Below are 18,425 nucleotides of genomic sequence, written 5' to 3'. Positions count from 1 at the left end.
TCATAAGCAAAATTATCAATTGCTAGCAGCACTATATGCTACATGTCGTTTCTCAATTCTCTCTTCAATTTCTTTCATATTTTCTTTATTATTTAATAGTGATTGTTTATTTTCAATTAATAATTGTTTAAAAGATTTTCTCACTTTTTTTCTCATTTTCATTGTCCTCCTTGGGGGATGGTTTATATAAAAGATAAGGAATTATCTGTGTGCCCTTATAATAATTGATTGTTGTGAATTCTATTTGAACTTCATATGAAAATTCCGTTTATTTTCTGACAACTTTGTGAACATGCAAAAATGTGATCATCCTAAAACCATTTTGAAATTGCTTCATTTCATTATAAAAGTTGTTATTGTCATCAACTTCTACCAATATATTTTGTCAAAACATTTATATATTTAAAATTGAGTTCGATATAATTTTATTTACTACGATCCTATTCGTAAAAACAAAAAGAGGGATGTTGTATAAGTCAAAGTTTGACTTATACAACATCCCTCTTTCAAAACTATTTACAGCATATTTATTAATATTTCAGGTCTTCCCCAATTCATTTCTTCACAAACGAATCTAAGTTTTTCTTCATCCATTGTGTGTAATCCTTCTTCTAATGAACAAGAAATAGGAACTTCACAATGAATTTGTGCCAATTGTAATGAAATATTTAAGTTCTCTAGATCACTTTCAATCTTTGTACGCTGCGCTTTCGTTAATGATGCTACATTTTCTAGTACAGTTGCTACTGTTCCGTGCTCTTGAATCAATTTATACGCTGTTTTTTCCCCGATACCTTTTACACCTGGGTAATTATCGCTCGTATCTCCCATGAATGCTTTCGCATGCACGATTTGCCAAGGCTCCACACCTTTTTCTTCCATGATTTTCTCTGGTGTGTAGTATTCGTAATTTCCAATTCCTTTGCGCAAGAGCATTACTGTAACGTTCTTATCAACAAGCTGAAGTAAATCCGTATCACCTGTTAAAATATACACTTCCGCTTCATTACAGTATTGTTTTGCAAGCGTGCCGATACAATCATCCGCTTCATACCCTTTCATACCAATAACTGGAATAGACAATTTCGCAGTCATTTCTTGAACTAAATCAAATTGCGGGATTAATTCTTCAGGCGGCGCTGCACGATTCGCTTTATAATTTGAGAACGATTCTGTTCTAAATGTCGTACTTCCCATATCCCAGCATGTTACGATGTGTGTTGGTTCAATTGCTTGCATAGCTGTTAATAAATGTTTCATATAACCATGAATCCCGTTTGTAGGGGTACCATCTTGTCGTTTCATAAATTGTCCGTAGACACTTGTTGCGTAAAAAGCACGAAATAATAGTGCCATACCATCAACTAATAATACTTTTTTCATAATTCCTCTCCTACTACAAAAAATAATAACCCCACGTCATCACGTAAGGTTATATAAATAGATTACCATTCTACGTTTTTTCAACTTTGTCTATTATACATTGTTTTTGTATATTTAGCATCATTTACACATTAAGACATTCTACTACAACAAGTATGAAGAATTCCTGAATACGTATTTTTCCCAGTCGAAACAACTACAGCCTTTGCATTTCCACCAACAATATACGTCCCTTTGAAACATACGTTTTCAAGTTCAAGTGGATTATAGTCTTTCATTCGTTTTAAAGGAATAAATCGTTTGCGCTCAAGATGATAGCAACTTTCAAATTTCTCAATACTTGCATCTTTTCCTGTTAGCACAGATTCATTTACTAATAAATCATTCGCGTAAATGATACGTACATCTGCTGGTACTATATCACCTTCTGAAAGAAAAATCATATCACCAGGAACAAGCTCTTGTACTGGCAAATTCATCATTTTTAATTCACCGTTTACCCCTATTACACTAGAACATTCTACTCGAGACACAGTAATTTTCTCACATTGTGATCCATCACGCACATGTTGTTTTGAAAAACCTGGAATCATTCCGCTTAGCTTCATCATCAATTCCGCAATACGCGCTCTTTTTGAAGTTAATTCATTTCGGCCGTATACTTGAATACGTTTTTGTGCCTCTTTCATAGATAATCCGTCTCTTGTTGTTTTAAAATACGCAAATACAGATTTTACATCTCTCGTTGCGATTTCAATTAATAAATCTTTATTTTTCTGAAGCATTGTTTGTTCTTTCATTGATTTTTTACTTAATTTATATGACGTGTTACCCACAGTTTTGTTTGCATATAACATATTATCGTCTCCTCCTGTACAACATAAGAAGAAACGCTTTGCTTCTCAAATTATCCACTTTATCGTAACAGTGTCTAGCGCTTAAACATCCATATAAACGCTACATTATGATAAATATAGAGGGAGGAACAAGTCGTTTCCTGCCTACATCATATATTTTTGAATTGAAGTATATGGGTAACGGAACCGAGTCAGAATTTGACATGCTCCTCACCTCCTCGTTTAATTTTATAGTTTATACTATGAAATTACTCATAGCTTGGTAACAAAAAGACCTTTACTCCGAAAAGAGTAAAGGCCATTACATACACAAATAAACGATTCCTAATACAATTAGAAATCTACGGACCTCTCCCTCGCCGAGTTTTAGCACTGTATAGCATAGGTACATTACCAGCTACGTTAAGAAAAACCTTAATTCGATCATTCCTGTTGACCCATTGGCGTCTCTCGACATTTTTGGGCAGTAGCATTTCTCTATACAGGAGCCTCACCTAACAGAGACTTATATTTTATTACATAGAAAATGTTACTCTTATTTAAAATAGATGTCAACAGTAGCCTACAATTTTTTCGAAAGGTATGGCAAACTAACATCTATAAAAATTAAAAACTTTACGTTTGAACGTAAAGTTTTTAATAAGTTATACAACCAGCAATTACAATCCCAATGGAAAGCGATAAAAACATAAGAAAAAGACCGACTGCTTGATTATCTTCTTCGAGACTTTTGTTTATATTAAAGCGCGGTGTAAGCCACTCAGCTAAATAAAAGACGATAATTTGAGCCAAAATCCCAACTGCTCCCCACGAAACCATATCAAGAAGTGAAATAGAATTAGCTGCTGTCGAATATAAAACAATAGCTAACCCAAGTAATCGTCCTCCAAGTACATAGCTTACCGCCTTATTTCCTTGGGCCATTAACTTAAATTCTTTTACTTTCGTTGTCACTTCCATTAGGAAAAGACCAATGCATAAAAGTCCCAATGTTACTGCTAAATATAATAAAAAATTAATCATGTACTTTCCTCCTTTTTATACCTACCGGTAAATAGTACGATTCATTCCCCGTAATTTTTTCCCCAGCGCGAATACCGATACTACTCGCTTTTCCAGCAATTAAAAACGAACCAAACACATACGACATTGTCTCCATCCCTTTTTCTGTTTCCAAGGATACAACTGGAAGTTCTATATATTTTTGAAATATCGGCAGTGACGCTTTATACGTCTGATATGCATTTTGCATCATAATATTTTCGTCCTTATCTCGAACGGTAATTGTGTCCCCTTCTCTACCAAATGAAGGTTTTTGAACGAAAGAATCTTTTCCTAAAAATAAATCTGGCTCTAAATATGTAGGTAACATATATTCTTTAATCCACTGTTGTTCCTCATTTGTATAAAAGGCCTCTTCTTCTGCTAACCCCCAAATTAGACACTGAATTGATTTGGGCTGAAGTAAAAATGCTGACAAAGGATTTATTATAAAAAGCTTTCCGGCTTTTACAAGTTGCAACAGTTCCACACCTACCAAGTCTCCTGTTTCAGGATCTTGATCCTCAATTAAATCTTCTATCGGATAAGTTTGACGATATAAAACATCAATCTTTACTCCATCACTATCCACTAAAGCATCTTTTGTAATTCTAAGTTTTGACATTGGCACTACTTTATTTTCAACATGGCATAACTGACTCAAATACATAGTCGTATTCCAATCCTCAATATGTTCATGATGTGCTGTAAAAACAACATTTGGGTTATCTATTCCCTTTGTCGCCTCCATAACAGCTTTTGTAACACCAGAAGATAGCAACCGTTCTTGATCCAAGTTTGGATCATCGTAGCCTAGTTTTCCGCAAACTTTTCCATTCATTTGAAAGCATTCCATAATAAAAGTTGGCGTATCACTATTAAACTCAAGCATTTTAATTTGGTTATCATCAGTTACAACGAAATCAAATCGTGAAATAACAGATTCAGGATACAATCCTTTCATTCTAATGAACGTTAAGCTCGCAGGAGGAAAACCAAGTTCAAGAAGCTGTTCTTCACTTAAATTACGCAAAAGTCTAGCAGTCTTAAAAAATATTTTCCCCATCCGTTCAGTCGCTACTTGTAATTGTTTCATAGTCTCATTTGTTATAGAGAAAACATGAAACAAACTATACTCACATTCATATAAATTCGACCAGAAATTCGGATATTTCGAATAAAACTCTTTTCGTTCTCTTATGTATTGCGACATATGTTAGCCCCCAAATCCACCCTTTGAACCACTTCCAATTCCACCTTTAAATTCCGCAGACGATTGATACGACTTAAACGCCGATGAATTTTTAAAAGCGGATTTATTTTGATAGTATCGCCCACCATAGAAATAATGCCCACGGTAACCTGAACTACTATCATCACACTGCCATACCCCAAGTTCATCATCCCAATCCCAATCTGAACAACTAGTATCATTCGGTTTTGAGGGAAGATCTTGTGCGCAGCCAAATAAGGTGCCAGTCATTAAAGATGTTACGACACCACCTACTAGCCATTTCGTTTTTGTCACCTTCGCACTCCCCTTTTTAAATTCTATTTTTATTATATAGGATGGCATGATAAAGTAGAAGAAAAAGGAAGAAGAGGGATAAAATGCACTTAGAATATCGACTTAATGATGAAACGAAAGGGTATCCAGCTTTATGGAACTACGCAAATATTTCTAATTCTGAAATCATCGCACGCATGACTTGTGAATATTTTATAAAAGATAAAAATACATATGTTGTTACTGCAACTTCAGTAGATCCAGACGGAACAGCAGTTATATATATTCAACAAGAAACCTTTTCTAACGATCCTTCAGATCCTACTTACTTCCACATCGGTTTTGAAATTAGAGAGCTAAAGGATACGAGTTCAAACTTGATTGAAAGTAAAGATGTATGGAACTATGAAGAAATTTTACCATCTCTTCATTCAGATATTATATATATTAAGCGCGACGGCACGCATATGGAGTTCACTTTAGATTCAAGAGAGATTGATGAAGACAGAAAGTGCTATATTTATTATGGAAATTTCACAGGTGAATCGAGATAACATGAATATATATATGCAACAAAAAAACCTTACGTATAAAACGTAAGGTTTTTATTTAGCCCCACATATGCCGTTCTCTCTAGATGTCCATAAACCTGCTCTCACAGGTGGATGCTCTCACAAATGTTTGTAACTTCCTTCTTAAAAAGATGGCATGTTAGCTACATTTAAATATTGAACTTCCATATTAAACTTATTGGTTTAAGACATACATAAGCTACGTACACCGTAGGAATTTCATATAATGTTAGTTGAAATAAGACCCCCGCACGTGCCGCTCCTCGTAAATGTCCAAAAACCCGCTACTCGCAGGTGGATGCCCTCACAGTTACCGTACATCTTCCTCCACAAGGAAGGCTTGATGATGGTCGCTAAATATTGAGCTTCCGTATAACTAACATCGGTTTTAGACATAAATAAGTTACGTACACCGCAGGATGTATTATTTACTTGTCGTTATATTATCACATTGTTTCCAATGTGTAAAATACAAAGTTTTTCGAGCAATTTCTTGCTTGTGACCTTATTTTAATACAAATTATTTTTGCATGCAAGTGATTAATCTTCTTCTTTTGCAATTTGATTTTCTGGGTAAGAAATCCAATCACTCCAGCTACCTGCATACAATTTAACATTTTGGAATCCAGCTAATTTCAATGCAAGAATATTTGGACAGGCTGTAACGCCTGAACCACAATATACAATTGTTTCCTTATCTTTCGAAAGATTTTGGAATCGTTCTTGTTGCCCAGCTTCATTCTTAAATTGTCCTGATTGGACAATTCCATCCTTCCAAAAATAGTTTACTGCTGTCGGAATATGCCCTGCTTTTGGATCAACTAGTTCCTCTACACCAGCATAACGTTTTGGTTCTCTAGAATCAATTAACGTAACATTTGCACCTGCATGAATATTCTCTCTCACTGTTTCCATCGTTACAAGCATATAATCTTGTACATTTACTTTGAATGCTTTTCGTTTAGCAACAGGAATTTCCGTTGTTGTCGGTAGTCCATTCTCTTTCCAAGCTGGAAATCCGCCATCTAATATATATACTTTCTCATGCCCTACATAGTTTAATAACCACCAGAGACGAGAAGCATTTGCACCCGCTTGACTGTCATATGCAATTACTGTCGTATGTTCATCAATACCAGCTTGTGAAAGCTTGTCTGCAAACTCCTCAATATTCGGCAATGGATGACGACCACCATGTTCTGCTACTGGACTTGATAAATCTAAATTTAAATCAAAATATAACGCATGGAGAATATGTTCTTCCTCATACTTTTCTCTACCCCAATTAGGGTTCGCTAAATCAAAACGACAATCGATTATACGGACATTCTCATCTTCTATATGCTCACGTAACCATTCGACTGTAACTATCATCTTTAACGACCTTCTTTCTCTTGCAAACGACTTACATACTCCATAACCATTTCTTCTGTAACATATTTACGCTGCAAGGTAACACCATTTTTTGCAAGAGCATTAATTTGCTTTGTTACAACATTAATGACATCAACCGAAAATTCTTTCCCATTTGACGCAAGAGATACGGCTGCTTCAATCGCTGCTTCACGCTGCGCATCTAATTGTAAACATGCTTTTACACTTTCATTTTGTTTACGAGAATGTGCTGTAATTGCTTTATGTACTTCCATATTCTCTTCCCCCTAAATAAGTTATACGTTCTGATTCAATTCCATTGCAAGCCGAATCATATCACGGCATACAATCCCATTTTCAATAATCTCTTCTTCATAATGCTTCGAAAAGTAATCAAAATCAATAGAAAAAATACGAAATCCACATTTTTGATATAAAGCAAGTTGTGAAACACTAGAATTGCCTGTACCAACTTCAAGTTTTGACATACCATATCCTTTAGCAGTTTCTATGGCATGACTTATTAGCTTCTTCCCAATCCCTTTTCCTTGCAAATGCTCTACAACCGCAATATTCATAATTTCCATCGTCTTCGGCCTTGTTTCCAAAAGAACATATACACCGATAACATGCTCCTCTTGCTTAGCTACATATGTTAAGCCTCTTTGTACATATGCATCAATTTGCCCCTCACTTGGATCAGCAAGCAATAATAAAGGTTTCGGTATAGCTTCTTTCGAAATATACTCTATTACTACACTCATAAAAAATTCCCCTTTCTCTATTGTTCTAATCCCTCCTTGTCTACCATAAGTAATAGAAAGGAGGGATTCACCATGGACAACAATGAGAAAAAATGCAACGTCATCTCTATTGATGGAAAGAAGAAGAAAAGCGACACGTATTCCTATCCAAAATTAGTAGTAGAAAACAAAACATATGAATTTTCTTCATTCGTCTTATGCGGTGAAACACCAGACGGCAGACGACTCGTTCTTACTCATATGATTTCTACCGATGAATTTGCTGGGTTTGTCAAATCTTTAGATACAGTACTGCAAAAGAAAATTGAACGAATCTTTTTCTCATAATAATTAGATCACATAAATTTCTTTTTCAATCTCCACTAACTGCTTTTGCAATTGTTCTTTACTTTGTTCATATAGTGATACATCAATCGTTTCAGCCAATGCAAATAATATACTTTCATAGTAGTTCATCACATCTTGCTGCATCACTTTTTGGAATAAGTTCCATTTCATATCCCATTCTTGCTTATAATGATGAACAAATAAATCTTTTTCATCAGCTACATAGTTTGATACGAAAGGCTCTAATACAAATTTAGCCTCTTCTTGCATGAAAGCTTTATCATTTTTTTCAAAAAAGCTTTTTTCATTTTTAAAATGTGCCAATGCTTTTTTGAAATCTTTTATTTCAACTGAAGGGAACGGTTCTTTATGTGTAATATCTTTATATTCATAATCCACTGTTCCACTCATAGAAATTGATTCATTTTCTACTTTACAGTTCACCACAATCTCATTCTTTGCACGTTTCATCGCTTCATCTATCCATTTTTCAAGGCGTAATGATGTCGCACGCATTTCTTGTAATAAGTCATGCTGAATAAATGCTACTAATTCCATAACGCACTGTTGCAACTGCACTTTCACATTTCCATCCGTTCGAAGCGATGCTGGATTAATAAATTCAGTAAACACATCGTTATAGCGGAGGAATAGACGCTGTTGCACGTAGTAAAGCAATTCTTTCACTTCATTGTGCATCGCCTGCTCTTCAGCAAGCACACTATATGATGAAATAATATGAAGTAGTTGATCACGCTCTGCTTCATATTTTTTCGTTTGCTTCTCTTTCTCTTCATTCCCCTGCTTTGCACCATTTATCATATTTACTAAAAGCTGATCTGCTCCTTGCAATGCACCATATAAAGCATGAACAGATACGAGCATTAAATCTCTCATCATAAAGGATGTAAATGATTCCTCGAACTTAGCAATCCCAGAGTTTTGTAAAATACCGTACTTCTCTTTTTCAATATTCTTTCCTTGCTTCTCTTCAAGCGCACATAAACTTGAAATTGCAAATAAACGCGGATTTCTAATACCGTATTGCAGTAGCTGGTCTGCGATATACCCTTTTACCATTTCAAGTTCTTCTTCAGACTCTGCTAAATCGGCCGCATTAATTAAGAAGAACATTTTATCAAGAGCAAACGTATCCTTTACACGACCAAGCTGGATTAAGAATTCACGGTCAGCACGAGAGAACACATGATTATAATATGTTACAAATAAAATAGCATCTGCGTTTTTAATATACTGGAACGCAACATCCGTATGGCGGGCGTTAATGGAATCCGCTCCAGGTGTGTCTACAAGCGCTACTCCTTGCCTTGTTAAAGCACAATCATAATAAAGCTCCATGTACTCAACAAAACATGATTTTTCTTCATTCGCTACATAATCAGAAAACTCTTCTAATGTAACTTGTACTTGCTCCCCTAAATGAACAGAAACCGTATCATACCCTTTTTGTACCGCTCGTAAAAAGCTAAATGTTGTTTTTTGCTTCCCAGTTGGTGAAGGATGTTTCATAACTTTATCAATTTGTGCTAACGCTTCATCTAACGTAGTAATCTCATAATGAAACAGCTTATAAACAGCTTTCATATCTTCTAATAGAGCTTGCTTTGATTTAAATTGAACGATTACTGTTCCGTGTGGTTTTTCCTCTGTAACTGGCAAAATTTGATTAATCGTTGCCGTCGTCGGATTTGGTGACACAGGAAGTACCTTCTCACCAAGCAATGCATTAGCAAATGATGACTTCCCAGCACTAAAAGCTCCGAATAACGCTACTGTAAATTGTTTCGTTTCCACACGACGCCTTTTTTCTATTACCTCTTGCTGTACGTGTTTCAGCGCTGGCAATGGCTCTAATATCGTTTCAGCTTTCTTCACTTTCTCTAATATACGCTGAATATTTAAAGCTGCCGTTCCTTTTATCTCTTCCTCACGAGCCATTACGTTACTGTTCACGCTTTCCTGCTCTTGTAGTGTGAATTTCTCACTAACAATTTGTGTTTTACTTTGCAATATCTCCTCTATTTGCAATCCTTCTGGCGTAGCAATACGCTCGTGCCAAACATTTTGCAAATAACTTTCATATGTCTCCAAATTGTTACTGTATTGCAATTTCGTTTCTTTTGCCGTTTGCAACATCGTATATTTTTCTATCTCTTCTTCAATACGAGTAACTTCTTCCTTCACTTTTTGCTTTAAAACAACTGCACTTTTATCAAAAATTTGCTGTGCTTTTGTAAAATAACGTTTCTTCAGTTCATTCGCTACATCCGCTGTATAAAGAAGTAAGTAATCACCTGTGAAACCTGCTCCTTGTTTAATGACTTCAGCCAACATTTCTGGTCCGAAAGCTATTTCTAAAGCATATATGTCTTTCCCAATTTCCTCTGTAAACAATCCTTCTTCTTTTAAGAAGGTAACAATAAATTCTTTCACATGGAAATCAAGTTGCGTTTCAACAATCTTTTGTAAGGCAGAATAAAAAGCATCTAAACGTCTCTGTTTTTCTTGCTCCGTCTTTCCTTTCGCAAATAGCAAACCGACCTTAAACTTAGTTAATTTCGTTTCTAAATACGCATTTGCCAATTCTCTCATTTCAAATGGCATTAAATACGCGTTATCTAATATAGCTTGTAAGCCTTTTATAAATTCGTTTCTCACATGAGATTCTTTACTAGCCTCGCGTTGTTTAGTTTCCGTTAGCGCTTCTTTCTTTTCCACTATCTCTGAAACGGAAAGCGGTGATGCTAACTCTTCCTCATATTTCAAAAGAGCTTTTTCATTTTCAGAAAGAATAAACGAGAAATGTTCTCCCATTAAATATTCTGTTTCTCGCTCCATTCCATCTCTTACATACTGCTCTTTTTCTTTCATAATAGAAGTAATTAATGTTTCTAAGCTCCCAATTTCATTATGTGTATGGTTCATCATTCGTAATGAAGTATAATACACTCCATCTACTTCAATATCCCAGTTAGAGAACGATTGTTTTACACTATCTTTATAATCCTCAAACGATAATTCATTTTCTTTATGTTTATCTATTTGATTTACAACGAGATAAACCGTTTTATTACGTTGTTTCAATTCTTTAACAAATTGTAAATTCACTTCCGATTGGACGTGATTATAATCCATCATATAAAAAATTACGTCTGCTAGATGCAGCGTTGATTCTGTCGCTAGTTGGTGGGCATCATCTGTTGAATCAATCCCTGGTGTATCAACTAACATAACACCTTCAGGAATTGGCGCATCATTCCGATAAATGTGAACACCAATTACCTCATCACCGTCTTTACAAATTTGTTTTAATTCTTCAGCTGAATATGCACCGTCATACTCGTACTGTTCTCCAGATTTAACCGTTACAACAACACGATCCATCCCTTTTTCAATTTTGACAACGTTAGCGCTTGTCGGAATAGGACTTGTCGGTAACAACTGCGCTTTATATAGATGATTCATCATCGTTGATTTCCCTGCAGAGAAGTGACCGCAGAACGCAATCATAAGCTGCTCTTGCTTATATTTTTGAATCACCTCAAACAACTTTACACTATTCTCTGCATCGCCGTGTTTTTGCCACTCTTCATAAAAACAAACAAGTTTTTTCATACCGTTTGTCTGTACTATGTTTGTCATCCCCTTGTTCCCCTTTATCCAAGATGTATATACTTTTCCTCGCTATTTGCGAGCTCATAATCAACGGGACATACATCCTCTCATTGATTACAGTTTCACTTTACTATCATACTAAATTTTCAGCATATTCTCATTAAAAATAAAAAATCCCTTTCATTCTTTTTACAAATGAAAGGGATTTTATGTCATATCACTCATTTTGCTGTTCCTACTCCATTTAAAACATACTTTGCAATAACTGCATATACAGCGACTGTACCTGCTACTAATGCATATACCATACTCATGCACCAACCTTTTTTTGATAATGATTATCACTTTTAAATACATTTTATCATTAAAGAGAATCATTATCAACACTTTTCATAAAGAAAGCCCCTTATAAGAAGGAGCTTCACTGCCTGTTTTGAAGAAGGTTAAAACTTGTTGTGCACTCTTATTATATCTCATCTTACATAACTTAATAGTTAAAAAAAAATGGAAATCTACCCTATACCCTCCATCTTACATTTTGTATAATAAAAGGTAATTAATTAACAAGGAGGAAAATAATGACACAAAATATTTCACAAGGCGAGAGGATACACTCCATCGATATGATTAGAGGAATAGCTGTACTAGGTATTTTTCTTGTTAACTGGCCTGTTATCGCTGGGATTGACTCACGTGATCTTTCAGGAATTTATGAGGGGCTAGATAGCTATATCCGTCTATTCTACGATATGTTTATTCAAACAAAGTTTTATACTATCTTTTCGTTTTTATTCGGCCTAGGCTTTTACATTTTTATGACTCGTGCTGAAGCGAAAACAGATCGTCCAAAAACTTTATTTGTTCGTCGCTTACTTATTTTATTATTATTCGGTTTCTTACATTACGTTCTTTTATGGGACGGAGACATTTTACATACTTATGCAATCGCTGGATTCTTCTTATTTTTATTTTATAAGAGAGAACCTCGTACCATTTTAATATGGGCAATCGTTTTATTAAGTATTTTTCAGTTTATTATGCTAATTGCTAGTATTGGTATTGCCTTGATGCCAAGGGAGGAACTCGGGTTATCCTTACCAATCATGCCACTTGAAGACTGGGTGTCACAAATACAAAATCGTTTCCATGCATTTTATGCTGATGGAATTGGACTAAACGCATTCATGCTCCCAGAAACAGTTGGGCTATTTTTACTTGGTTTATATGCCGGTAAAAAGGATATTTTCCGCCGTACGAAAGAGTTAGATCCAAAGCTTAAAAAATGGCAAATTATTATGTTCATTTTAACATTGCCAATGTGGTTCTTCATGGTCCGTTATTTCTTATCAAAACCATCTTATGAACCAATTTATATGCAGGCCTTTACAATGTTTAGCGGAAAGACATTATTCATCTTCTACATTTTCACGCTCATGCGTTTATTACAAAAAGAAAGATGGCAAAAGATATTACGCCCGTTCCAATACGTTGGCCGAATGGCGTTAACAAATTACATCTCGCATACAATTGTTACATTACTTGTATTTGGTCTATTACTCAAAAATTATTATCCTGCTCCATTATGGGTAGGACCACTATTCTGCGTCGGTTTCTACACGTTACAAATCTTTATTAGCCGCTGGTGGCTGTCACGTTATCAATACGGGCCACTTGAGTACATTTGGCGTCTTGGTACGTACGGGAAAATGATGCCACTTAAAAAGAAAAGCAAGGTCTCATAATGAGACCTTGCTTTTTTACGCTTCTCTTACTGCACTTTGCATAGACACTGGCTCTTCTTTTACTTTCACTTTACGCTGCGGCACCATATTAAATACAATATTCAAAAGTACTGCTGACGCACTTCCAAGTACAATTCCGTTATCTGTTAAAATACGAATATTTTCAGGAAGTTGTGAGAATAAAGTAGGAACGACTGTAACTCCAAGTCCGATTCCCACAGAACACGCCACAATTAATAAGTTTTCTTGTTTACCAAAATCAACGCTACTTAACATTTTAATACCATATGCCATAACCATACCGAACATCGCTAACATCGCACCGCCAAGTACTGATTTCGGGATAATAGTTGTAATAGCTGCTATTTTTGGAATGAAACCAAGAACGATTAACATACCACCACAAGTATAAATAATAACGCGATTTCTTACTCCAGTTAATTGAACAAGTCCTACGTTTTGAGAGTATGTTGTATATGGAAAAGCGTTGAAAATACCACCTAACACCATCGCTAATCCTTCTGCACGATAACCTTTTGTTAATTCTTTTTCACCGATCTTTTTATTGCAAATATCAGATAATGCGAAATATACACCTGTTGCTTCTACAATCCCTACGCAAGCAACTAAGATCATCGTAATAATTGGCGTTAATTCAAATGTTGGTGTACCGAAGTAAAATGGCTGAATACCATGGAACCAATCGGCTTCTCCAACCGCTTGCAAACTTACTTTCCCCATAAACGCTGCAACGATTGTACCGAACAATAGACCTAGTAAAATAGAGATTGAACGAATAAATCCGTCAAAGAAACGATACATAATGATGATAAATAGTAACACACCAAATGCTAACGCTAAATTTTCAAGACTACCAAAATCCTTACTTCCTACTCCTCCAGCCATATCATTAATTGCTGCTGGAACAAGTGTAACTCCAATTACGGTAACGACAGATCCTGTTACAACTGGTGGAAATAGTTTTACAAGTTTTCCAAATAATTTCGCAAAAATAACAACGAATAACCCCGCAGCAATGATCGCTCCATAAATAGAAGACACCCCGTATTGTTTTCCGATTGCAATCATCGGGCCAACCGCTGTAAATGTACAACCAAGCACAACTGGAAGTCCAATACCGAAAAAGCGATTTGATAGTGCTTGTAAAATTGTTGCTACGCCGCACATTAATAAATCAATTGAGACTAAATATGTTAACTCTTTTTGATTTAAACCAAGCCCACCGCCCACAATAAGCGGAACGATAATTGCACCAGCATACATAGCAAGCATATGCTGCATACCAAGCGATGCGATTTTAAATGGATGTTGCTTCATCGCTTATTTCACCTCCGCAGTTTCATGCTGTACAAATGTAACTGTGCCGTTATCAAGTGATGCAATTTCTGCTAGTGACTCAACACGAACGCCTTGTTCACGCAGCTTCTTTCCTCCATCTTGAAATGCTTTTTCAATAACTATACCAATACCTGCAATACTTGCTCCTGCTTGCTCTACTAAACTCATTAAACCTAAAGCAGCCTGACCGTTTGCTAAAAAGTCATCGATAATTAAAACGCGATCAGTTTCATCGATATGATTTCGAGATAATGAAATTTCATTCGTTTCTTGTTTCGTAAATGAGTATACGTTTGCAACGTACATATTATCTTGTAACGTTAACGATTTACGTTTTCTTGCAAAGATTACTTTTACACCAAGCTCTAATGCAGCCATAACTGCCGGTGCAATGCCCGAAGATTCAATCGTTACGATTTTTGTAATGTTCTCTTCTTTAAAACGTTTAGCAAATTCTTTTCCGATCTCTTGCATAAGTACTGGGTCAATTTGATGATTTAAAAATGCATCTACCTTTAATACGTCACCAGATAAAACCTTTCCTTCGTTCAAAATCTTTTCTTGTAATACTTTCATGTTTGTTCCCCCTCTTATGCAATAAAAAACTCCAAAAGCCGCCACCACTCGTTACAAGTGAGAGACGCGCTTTTGGAGTTTCGCAAAAAAGAATGCTAAACAAGCAAATATATTCGTCCTCACTCATAGTCAAAGTATTTACGGTACTTCGGTAGAAACTTGCAGGCCATATCCCCGCGATTATATGAGTGTAGCTAACTATTTATTTTATAGAAGGATTATAACGCACTTTTTATACTTTGAAAAGCTTTTCTTAATAAAACACGTACAAATTTTATAAAAATATCATTTTCGTTCGAGTTTTGTAAACTCTTACATATCATATTAAAGATTCGTTAAAATGATTGGCCCATCTTTTGTAATCACAATTGTATGCTCATATTGAGCTGATAATTTCCCGTCCATCGTTCTTGCAGTCCATCCATTTAAATCTACTTTCGAATATCGCATACCTACATTTACAATCGGCTCAATTGTAATTACCATTCCTTCTTGTAGCTTAGGTCCTTGTCCTTGTTTCCCAAAATGAAAAATTGCTGGTTCTTCATGAATCTCCTTACCAATTCCATGTCCCGTAAAGTCTCTTGCGACAGAAAAACCTTCCTTTGCTACATAGCTTTCAATTGCATAGCCAATGTCTCCTACATGATTACCGATTATCGCCTGATCAATTCCTTTATACAAAGCATTCTCAGCTACTATCAACAACCTTTCTGCTTCATCAGAAACATTTCCAACTCTATACGTCCAAGCAGAATCTGAAAGACCACCATTTAAGTTTACTACCATGTCAATTGTTACAATATCCCCCTCAGCTAAAGGAACATCGGCCGGAAACCCATGACACATTTCATCGTTTACAGATGCACATATCGCATATGGATACCCGTTGTAACCTTTCTGCTCAGATATTGCACCATGCTTTTCTAAATACGCTTCAACAAACGTATTAATTTCTTTTGTCGTAATACCCGGTTTCATCATTTTCGCAATTTCTCTATGACACGACGCAAGTAACTTCCCAGATTCGTGCATCAAATCTATTTCATTTTTCGTTTTAATTGTACTCATACTGCATCTCCTTACTAAACTTGCTATTTGCTACTAAAGTTCAATCATACACATCCTCTTCCAAAATTTCAAAGCTCCCAATTACAAAAAGTATTATTTATTTTTGCATCAAAAAAACAGAAGGAGATTCTTCTGTTTTTTAATCATTTTTACATATATAATTCATTTTCAAAAACTCAAAACAACTACCATTTGTTTTCTGTATAAACGTTCCAACTGCTTCAAATCCTGCCCTTTTATACACTTTAATCGCTCTCTCATTAAATGTAGCTACTGATAGTGTTATATAATTACATCCGTATTTTTCTTTACTAAAAGCTAGTATAGCGTTTATAAACTGTAAACCAAATCCGTTTCCAGTTATATTAGGTCTCATTCCAAGACCTATATCAACCGTTCCATTATTTATTTTACAAACAGTATAGAAACCAATGAGAGTACCATTTTCCTTCACAGAAAAAGTATGATTTCCTCTACTCTCCTCATGTAAAAACTCAGCTAAATTTTCTTCATCTGCTTCTATATCGTAAAAGGAATATTCCCCTTCATAATGCCAGTTATATGCAATTTCTTCCGCTTCTTCTTGCGTCATTACTGTATATGTATAAACCACATTCTTCTACCCCCTAAAAAAAAGAGCTGCAAGTAAGCAGCTCTTTTTTATAAATCATAGATTTCTTTATACTTCGCTTCTAAATAATCTGCTAAGTAGTTTGCATTTAATCCTTCGCCTGTCACATCTTCTAAAATTTCAAGTGGCTTTTTCGTTTTACCGTATTGGTGAATATTTTCTGTTAACCATTCACGAATTGGTGTTACATTTCCTTCTTCTAACAATGCATCAAAGTTCGGAATGTCTTTTAACATTCTTTCCTTAAATTGCGCTGCATACATATAACCAAGCGCATAAGATGGGAAGTATCCAAATGAACCACCAGCCCAATGAACATCTTGCAATACACCTTGTGCATCGTTTTCTGGACGAATTCCTAAATATGCTTCCATTTTATCATTCCAAGCCGCCGGTAAATCCTTCACTTGTAATGTACCATCAAATAATTCTTTCTCAAGTTCATAACGAACCATGACGTGAAGAGGATATGTAAGCTCATCTGCTTCTATACGAATGTACGATGGCTTCGATTCGTTAATCGCATCATAAAACTCATCTACTGATATATCATTGAATTGACCATCACTATACTCTTTTAATAAATCATAATTTTTCTTCCAGAATGATTTATTACGACCGATAAAGTTCTCAAAGAATAATGATTGTGACTCATGAATACCCATAGATGTTCCACTACATAGCGGTGTACCTTCAAATTTCTCCGCAATATTTTGTTCATATACAGCATGACCACATTCATGTATTGTTCCAAACACAGCCATACGGAAATCTTTTTCGTCATAGCGTGTCGTAATACGAACATCCCCTCTATTTAATGTAATCTCGAATGGATGTACCGTTTCATCAAGACGACCTGCTTCAAAGTCATAATTCAATTGCTTTAATAGCTCTAATGTAAAGTTCTTTTGTTTTTCTTTTGAAAAATGTTCTGATAAAGCACTTGTCTTTAATCTCTTTTGCGACTCCGATATTTCTTTTACGAGCGGAACGATACGTTCACGAAGTTGACCAAATACGTGGTCTAACACTTCTACTGTAATACCCGGCTCATACATATCTAATAATGTATTATATTTATATGTTTCGTAACCCCAATATGTAATAAATTTCTTTTTAAATTCAACAATTTTCTCTAAATAAGGACGGAACATTTCGAAATCAGATTTTTCGCGAGCTTCTTCCCACACACTTTCCGCTTTCGCTTCTAATTTCACATACGCTTCATATTCCGCTTGTGGTATTTTTTTATTTCTATCATATTCTTTACGACACTCTTCAACCATTTTCTTCGTCGTTTCAGAAAGTTTGTCTTCACGTATTAAATTTTCAAGCTCTGTTAAATAATTTCCCATCTCATCTGAAGTCGACATGGCAAACACTTCTGATGAAAGCATACCAATTACTTCTGAACGTTGGTCTACACCTTTTTTAGGCGCACCTGTTCTCAAGTCCCAAAACATTAAGCTTAATGCTTCTCCGTAATTCTGTATCTTCTTCACATATGTTAAAAATTGTTTTTCTACTTCATATGTAGCTACTGTCATCGTATAAAAACCTCCTTTTTCTACCTCAAACTTAATTC

At 35.3% G+C, this 18,425-nt stretch carries 18 protein-coding genes, 2 other RNA genes and 2 riboswitches; of the genes, 3 read left to right on the top strand and 17 right to left on the bottom strand.

What is annotated here, in order from left to right:
- Positions 1-15: 15 nt before the first annotated feature.
- The 6 genes from KZZ19_RS07935 to KZZ19_RS07910 form a co-directional block, all read right to left on the bottom strand.
- Complete coding sequence (locus KZZ19_RS07935; protein WP_016088576.1) at positions 16-156, bottom strand: FbpB family small basic protein; 141 nt, start codon at positions 154-156, stop codon at positions 16-18.
- 360 nt (positions 157-516) lie between these two features.
- Positions 517-1,383 carry a 5'-3' exonuclease gene (locus KZZ19_RS07930; protein ID WP_048527107.1) on the bottom strand — a complete coding sequence of 289 codons (867 nt, stop codon included), beginning with the start codon at positions 1,381-1,383 and terminating at the stop codon, positions 517-519.
- 131 nt (positions 1,384-1,514) lie between these two features.
- Positions 1,515-2,240, bottom strand: a complete 726-nt coding sequence (locus KZZ19_RS07925) for a cation-transporting P-type ATPase (RefSeq protein WP_098343566.1) — start codon at positions 2,238-2,240, stop codon at positions 1,515-1,517.
- Between the two features lie 343 nt (positions 2,241-2,583).
- Positions 2,584-2,749, bottom strand: a riboswitch (M-box (ykoK) riboswitch).
- Positions 2,750-2,876: 127 nt separating this feature from the next.
- On the bottom strand, positions 2,877-3,263 hold the full coding sequence (locus KZZ19_RS07920; protein ID WP_000606860.1) for a DUF350 domain-containing protein: 387 nt from the start codon (positions 3,261-3,263) through the stop codon (positions 2,877-2,879).
- Entirely contained in the window at positions 3,256-4,494 is a 1,239-nt protein-coding gene (locus tag KZZ19_RS07915; RefSeq protein WP_237981891.1) for a glutathionylspermidine synthase family protein, read from the bottom strand. Before KZZ19_RS07915 ends, KZZ19_RS07920 begins: the two co-directional genes overlap by 8 nt.
- Before the next feature lie 3 nt (positions 4,495-4,497).
- A complete protein-coding gene (locus tag KZZ19_RS07910; RefSeq protein ID WP_063263216.1) occupies positions 4,498-4,809 on the bottom strand; it encodes a hypothetical protein in 312 nt (103 codons plus the stop codon).
- Positions 4,810-4,892: 83 nt separating this feature from the next.
- Between KZZ19_RS07910 and KZZ19_RS07905 the strand changes: the two genes are divergently transcribed.
- Positions 4,893-5,342, top strand: coding sequence for a hypothetical protein (locus tag KZZ19_RS07905; protein ID WP_088095819.1), 450 nt, complete (start codon positions 4,893-4,895; stop codon positions 5,340-5,342).
- Positions 5,343-5,396: 54 nt separating this feature from the next.
- On the opposite strand, the gene ssrS (KZZ19_RS07900) is transcribed toward KZZ19_RS07905, so the two are convergent.
- The 5 genes from ssrS (KZZ19_RS07900) to KZZ19_RS07880 form a co-directional block, all read right to left on the bottom strand.
- Positions 5,397-5,580, bottom strand: a non-coding RNA gene (gene ssrS, locus KZZ19_RS07900) — 6S RNA.
- Between the two features lie 21 nt (positions 5,581-5,601).
- A non-coding RNA gene (ssrS, locus tag KZZ19_RS07895) (6S RNA) lies at positions 5,602-5,784 on the bottom strand.
- A gap of 116 nt (positions 5,785-5,900) precedes the next feature.
- Positions 5,901-6,734, bottom strand: a complete 834-nt coding sequence (locus tag KZZ19_RS07890) for a sulfurtransferase (RefSeq protein WP_237981890.1) — start codon at positions 6,732-6,734, stop codon at positions 5,901-5,903.
- 2 nt (positions 6,735-6,736) lie between these two features.
- Positions 6,737-7,009, bottom strand: coding sequence for a YpbS family protein (locus KZZ19_RS07885; RefSeq protein ID WP_016088583.1), 273 nt, complete (start codon positions 7,007-7,009; stop codon positions 6,737-6,739).
- Between the two features lie 21 nt (positions 7,010-7,030).
- Positions 7,031-7,498: a GNAT family N-acetyltransferase gene (locus tag KZZ19_RS07880; RefSeq protein ID WP_237981889.1), complete on the bottom strand. Its 468-nt coding sequence runs from the start codon at positions 7,496-7,498 to the stop codon at positions 7,031-7,033.
- Positions 7,499-7,570: 72 nt separating this feature from the next.
- On the opposite strand from KZZ19_RS07880, the gene KZZ19_RS07875 reads away from it, so the two are divergent.
- A complete protein-coding gene (locus tag KZZ19_RS07875) occupies positions 7,571-7,825 on the top strand; it encodes a DUF3931 domain-containing protein (RefSeq protein WP_000369740.1) in 255 nt (84 codons plus the stop codon).
- Between the two features lie 3 nt (positions 7,826-7,828).
- Here KZZ19_RS07875 and KZZ19_RS07870 read toward each other — a convergent pair whose 3' ends face one another.
- A complete protein-coding gene (locus tag KZZ19_RS07870; protein WP_237981888.1) occupies positions 7,829-11,488 on the bottom strand; it encodes a dynamin family protein in 3,660 nt (1,219 codons plus the stop codon).
- 551 nt (positions 11,489-12,039) lie between these two features.
- On the opposite strand from KZZ19_RS07870, the gene KZZ19_RS07865 reads away from it, so the two are divergent.
- Positions 12,040-13,203, top strand: coding sequence for a DUF418 domain-containing protein (locus tag KZZ19_RS07865; protein WP_237981887.1), 1,164 nt, complete (start codon positions 12,040-12,042; stop codon positions 13,201-13,203).
- A 15-nt stretch (positions 13,204-13,218) separates the two neighbouring features.
- Here the strand turns inward: KZZ19_RS07865 and pbuX are convergent, their stop codons facing one another.
- The 5 genes from pbuX to ypwA all read right to left on the bottom strand — a co-directional run bounded on the left by pbuX (position 13,219) and on the right by ypwA (position 18,387).
- Positions 13,219-14,541: a xanthine permease PbuX gene (pbuX, locus tag KZZ19_RS07860; RefSeq protein ID WP_000809222.1), complete on the bottom strand. Its 1,323-nt coding sequence runs from the start codon at positions 14,539-14,541 to the stop codon at positions 13,219-13,221.
- 3 nt (positions 14,542-14,544) lie between these two features.
- Positions 14,545-15,138 (bottom strand): xanthine phosphoribosyltransferase, encoded by a 594-nt coding sequence (locus tag KZZ19_RS07855; RefSeq protein WP_000866491.1) that lies wholly within the window; start codon positions 15,136-15,138, stop codon positions 14,545-14,547.
- A gap of 106 nt (positions 15,139-15,244) precedes the next feature.
- Positions 15,245-15,346: riboswitch (purine riboswitch) on the bottom strand.
- Positions 15,347-15,462: 116 nt separating this feature from the next.
- The gene (locus KZZ19_RS07850; protein WP_237981886.1) at positions 15,463-16,209 is read right to left on the bottom strand and encodes a type I methionyl aminopeptidase; all 747 of its coding nucleotides are present in this window, start codon (positions 16,207-16,209) and stop codon (positions 15,463-15,465) included.
- 139 nt (positions 16,210-16,348) lie between these two features.
- Positions 16,349-16,822, bottom strand: a complete 474-nt coding sequence (locus KZZ19_RS07845) for a GNAT family N-acetyltransferase (RefSeq protein WP_237981885.1) — start codon at positions 16,820-16,822, stop codon at positions 16,349-16,351.
- A 47-nt stretch (positions 16,823-16,869) separates the two neighbouring features.
- Positions 16,870-18,387: a carboxypeptidase M32 gene (gene ypwA / locus KZZ19_RS07840; RefSeq protein ID WP_237981884.1), complete on the bottom strand. Its 1,518-nt coding sequence runs from the start codon at positions 18,385-18,387 to the stop codon at positions 16,870-16,872.
- Between the last annotated feature and the right edge of the window lie 38 nt (positions 18,388-18,425).

Source organism: Bacillus thuringiensis (assembly GCF_022095615.2).
GTDB classification, from domain to species: domain Bacteria; phylum Bacillota; class Bacilli; order Bacillales; family Bacillaceae_G; genus Bacillus_A; species Bacillus_A cereus_AG.
The sequence above is the reverse complement of the archived record's forward strand: the minus strand, read 5'-3'. Positions and strand labels throughout refer to the sequence as shown.

Coding starts and splice junctions, on each gene's coding strand:
- KZZ19_RS07935 (WP_016088576.1), bottom strand. CDS start 156: ATGAGAAAAAAAGTGAGAAAATCTTTTAAACAATTATTAATTGAAAAT.
- KZZ19_RS07925 (WP_098343566.1), bottom strand. CDS start 2,240: ATGTTATATGCAAACAAAACTGTGGGTAACACGTCATATAAATTAAGT.
- ypwA (WP_237981884.1), bottom strand. CDS start 18,387: ATGACAGTAGCTACATATGAAGTAGAAAAACAATTTTTAACATATGTG.
- KZZ19_RS07855 (WP_000866491.1), bottom strand. CDS start 15,138: ATGAAAGTATTACAAGAAAAGATTTTGAACGAAGGAAAGGTTTTATCT.
- KZZ19_RS07875 (WP_000369740.1), top strand. CDS start 7,571: ATGGACAACAATGAGAAAAAATGCAACGTCATCTCTATTGATGGAAAG.
- KZZ19_RS07880 (WP_237981889.1), bottom strand. CDS start 7,498: ATGAGTGTAGTAATAGAGTATATTTCGAAAGAAGCTATACCGAAACCT.
- KZZ19_RS07865 (WP_237981887.1), top strand. CDS start 12,040: ATGACACAAAATATTTCACAAGGCGAGAGGATACACTCCATCGATATG.
- KZZ19_RS07920 (WP_000606860.1), bottom strand. CDS start 3,263: ATGATTAATTTTTTATTATATTTAGCAGTAACATTGGGACTTTTATGC.
- pbuX (WP_000809222.1), bottom strand. CDS start 14,541: ATGAAGCAACATCCATTTAAAATCGCATCGCTTGGTATGCAGCATATG.
- KZZ19_RS07890 (WP_237981890.1), bottom strand. CDS start 6,734: ATGATAGTTACAGTCGAATGGTTACGTGAGCATATAGAAGATGAGAAT.
- KZZ19_RS07930 (WP_048527107.1), bottom strand. CDS start 1,383: ATGAAAAAAGTATTATTAGTTGATGGTATGGCACTATTATTTCGTGCT.
- KZZ19_RS07850 (WP_237981886.1), bottom strand. CDS start 16,209: ATGAGTACAATTAAAACGAAAAATGAAATAGATTTGATGCACGAATCT.
- KZZ19_RS07870 (WP_237981888.1), bottom strand. CDS start 11,488: ATGACAAACATAGTACAGACAAACGGTATGAAAAAACTTGTTTGTTTT.
- KZZ19_RS07905 (WP_088095819.1), top strand. CDS start 4,893: ATGCACTTAGAATATCGACTTAATGATGAAACGAAAGGGTATCCAGCT.
- KZZ19_RS07915 (WP_237981891.1), bottom strand. CDS start 4,494: ATGTCGCAATACATAAGAGAACGAAAAGAGTTTTATTCGAAATATCCG.
- KZZ19_RS07885 (WP_016088583.1), bottom strand. CDS start 7,009: ATGGAAGTACATAAAGCAATTACAGCACATTCTCGTAAACAAAATGAA.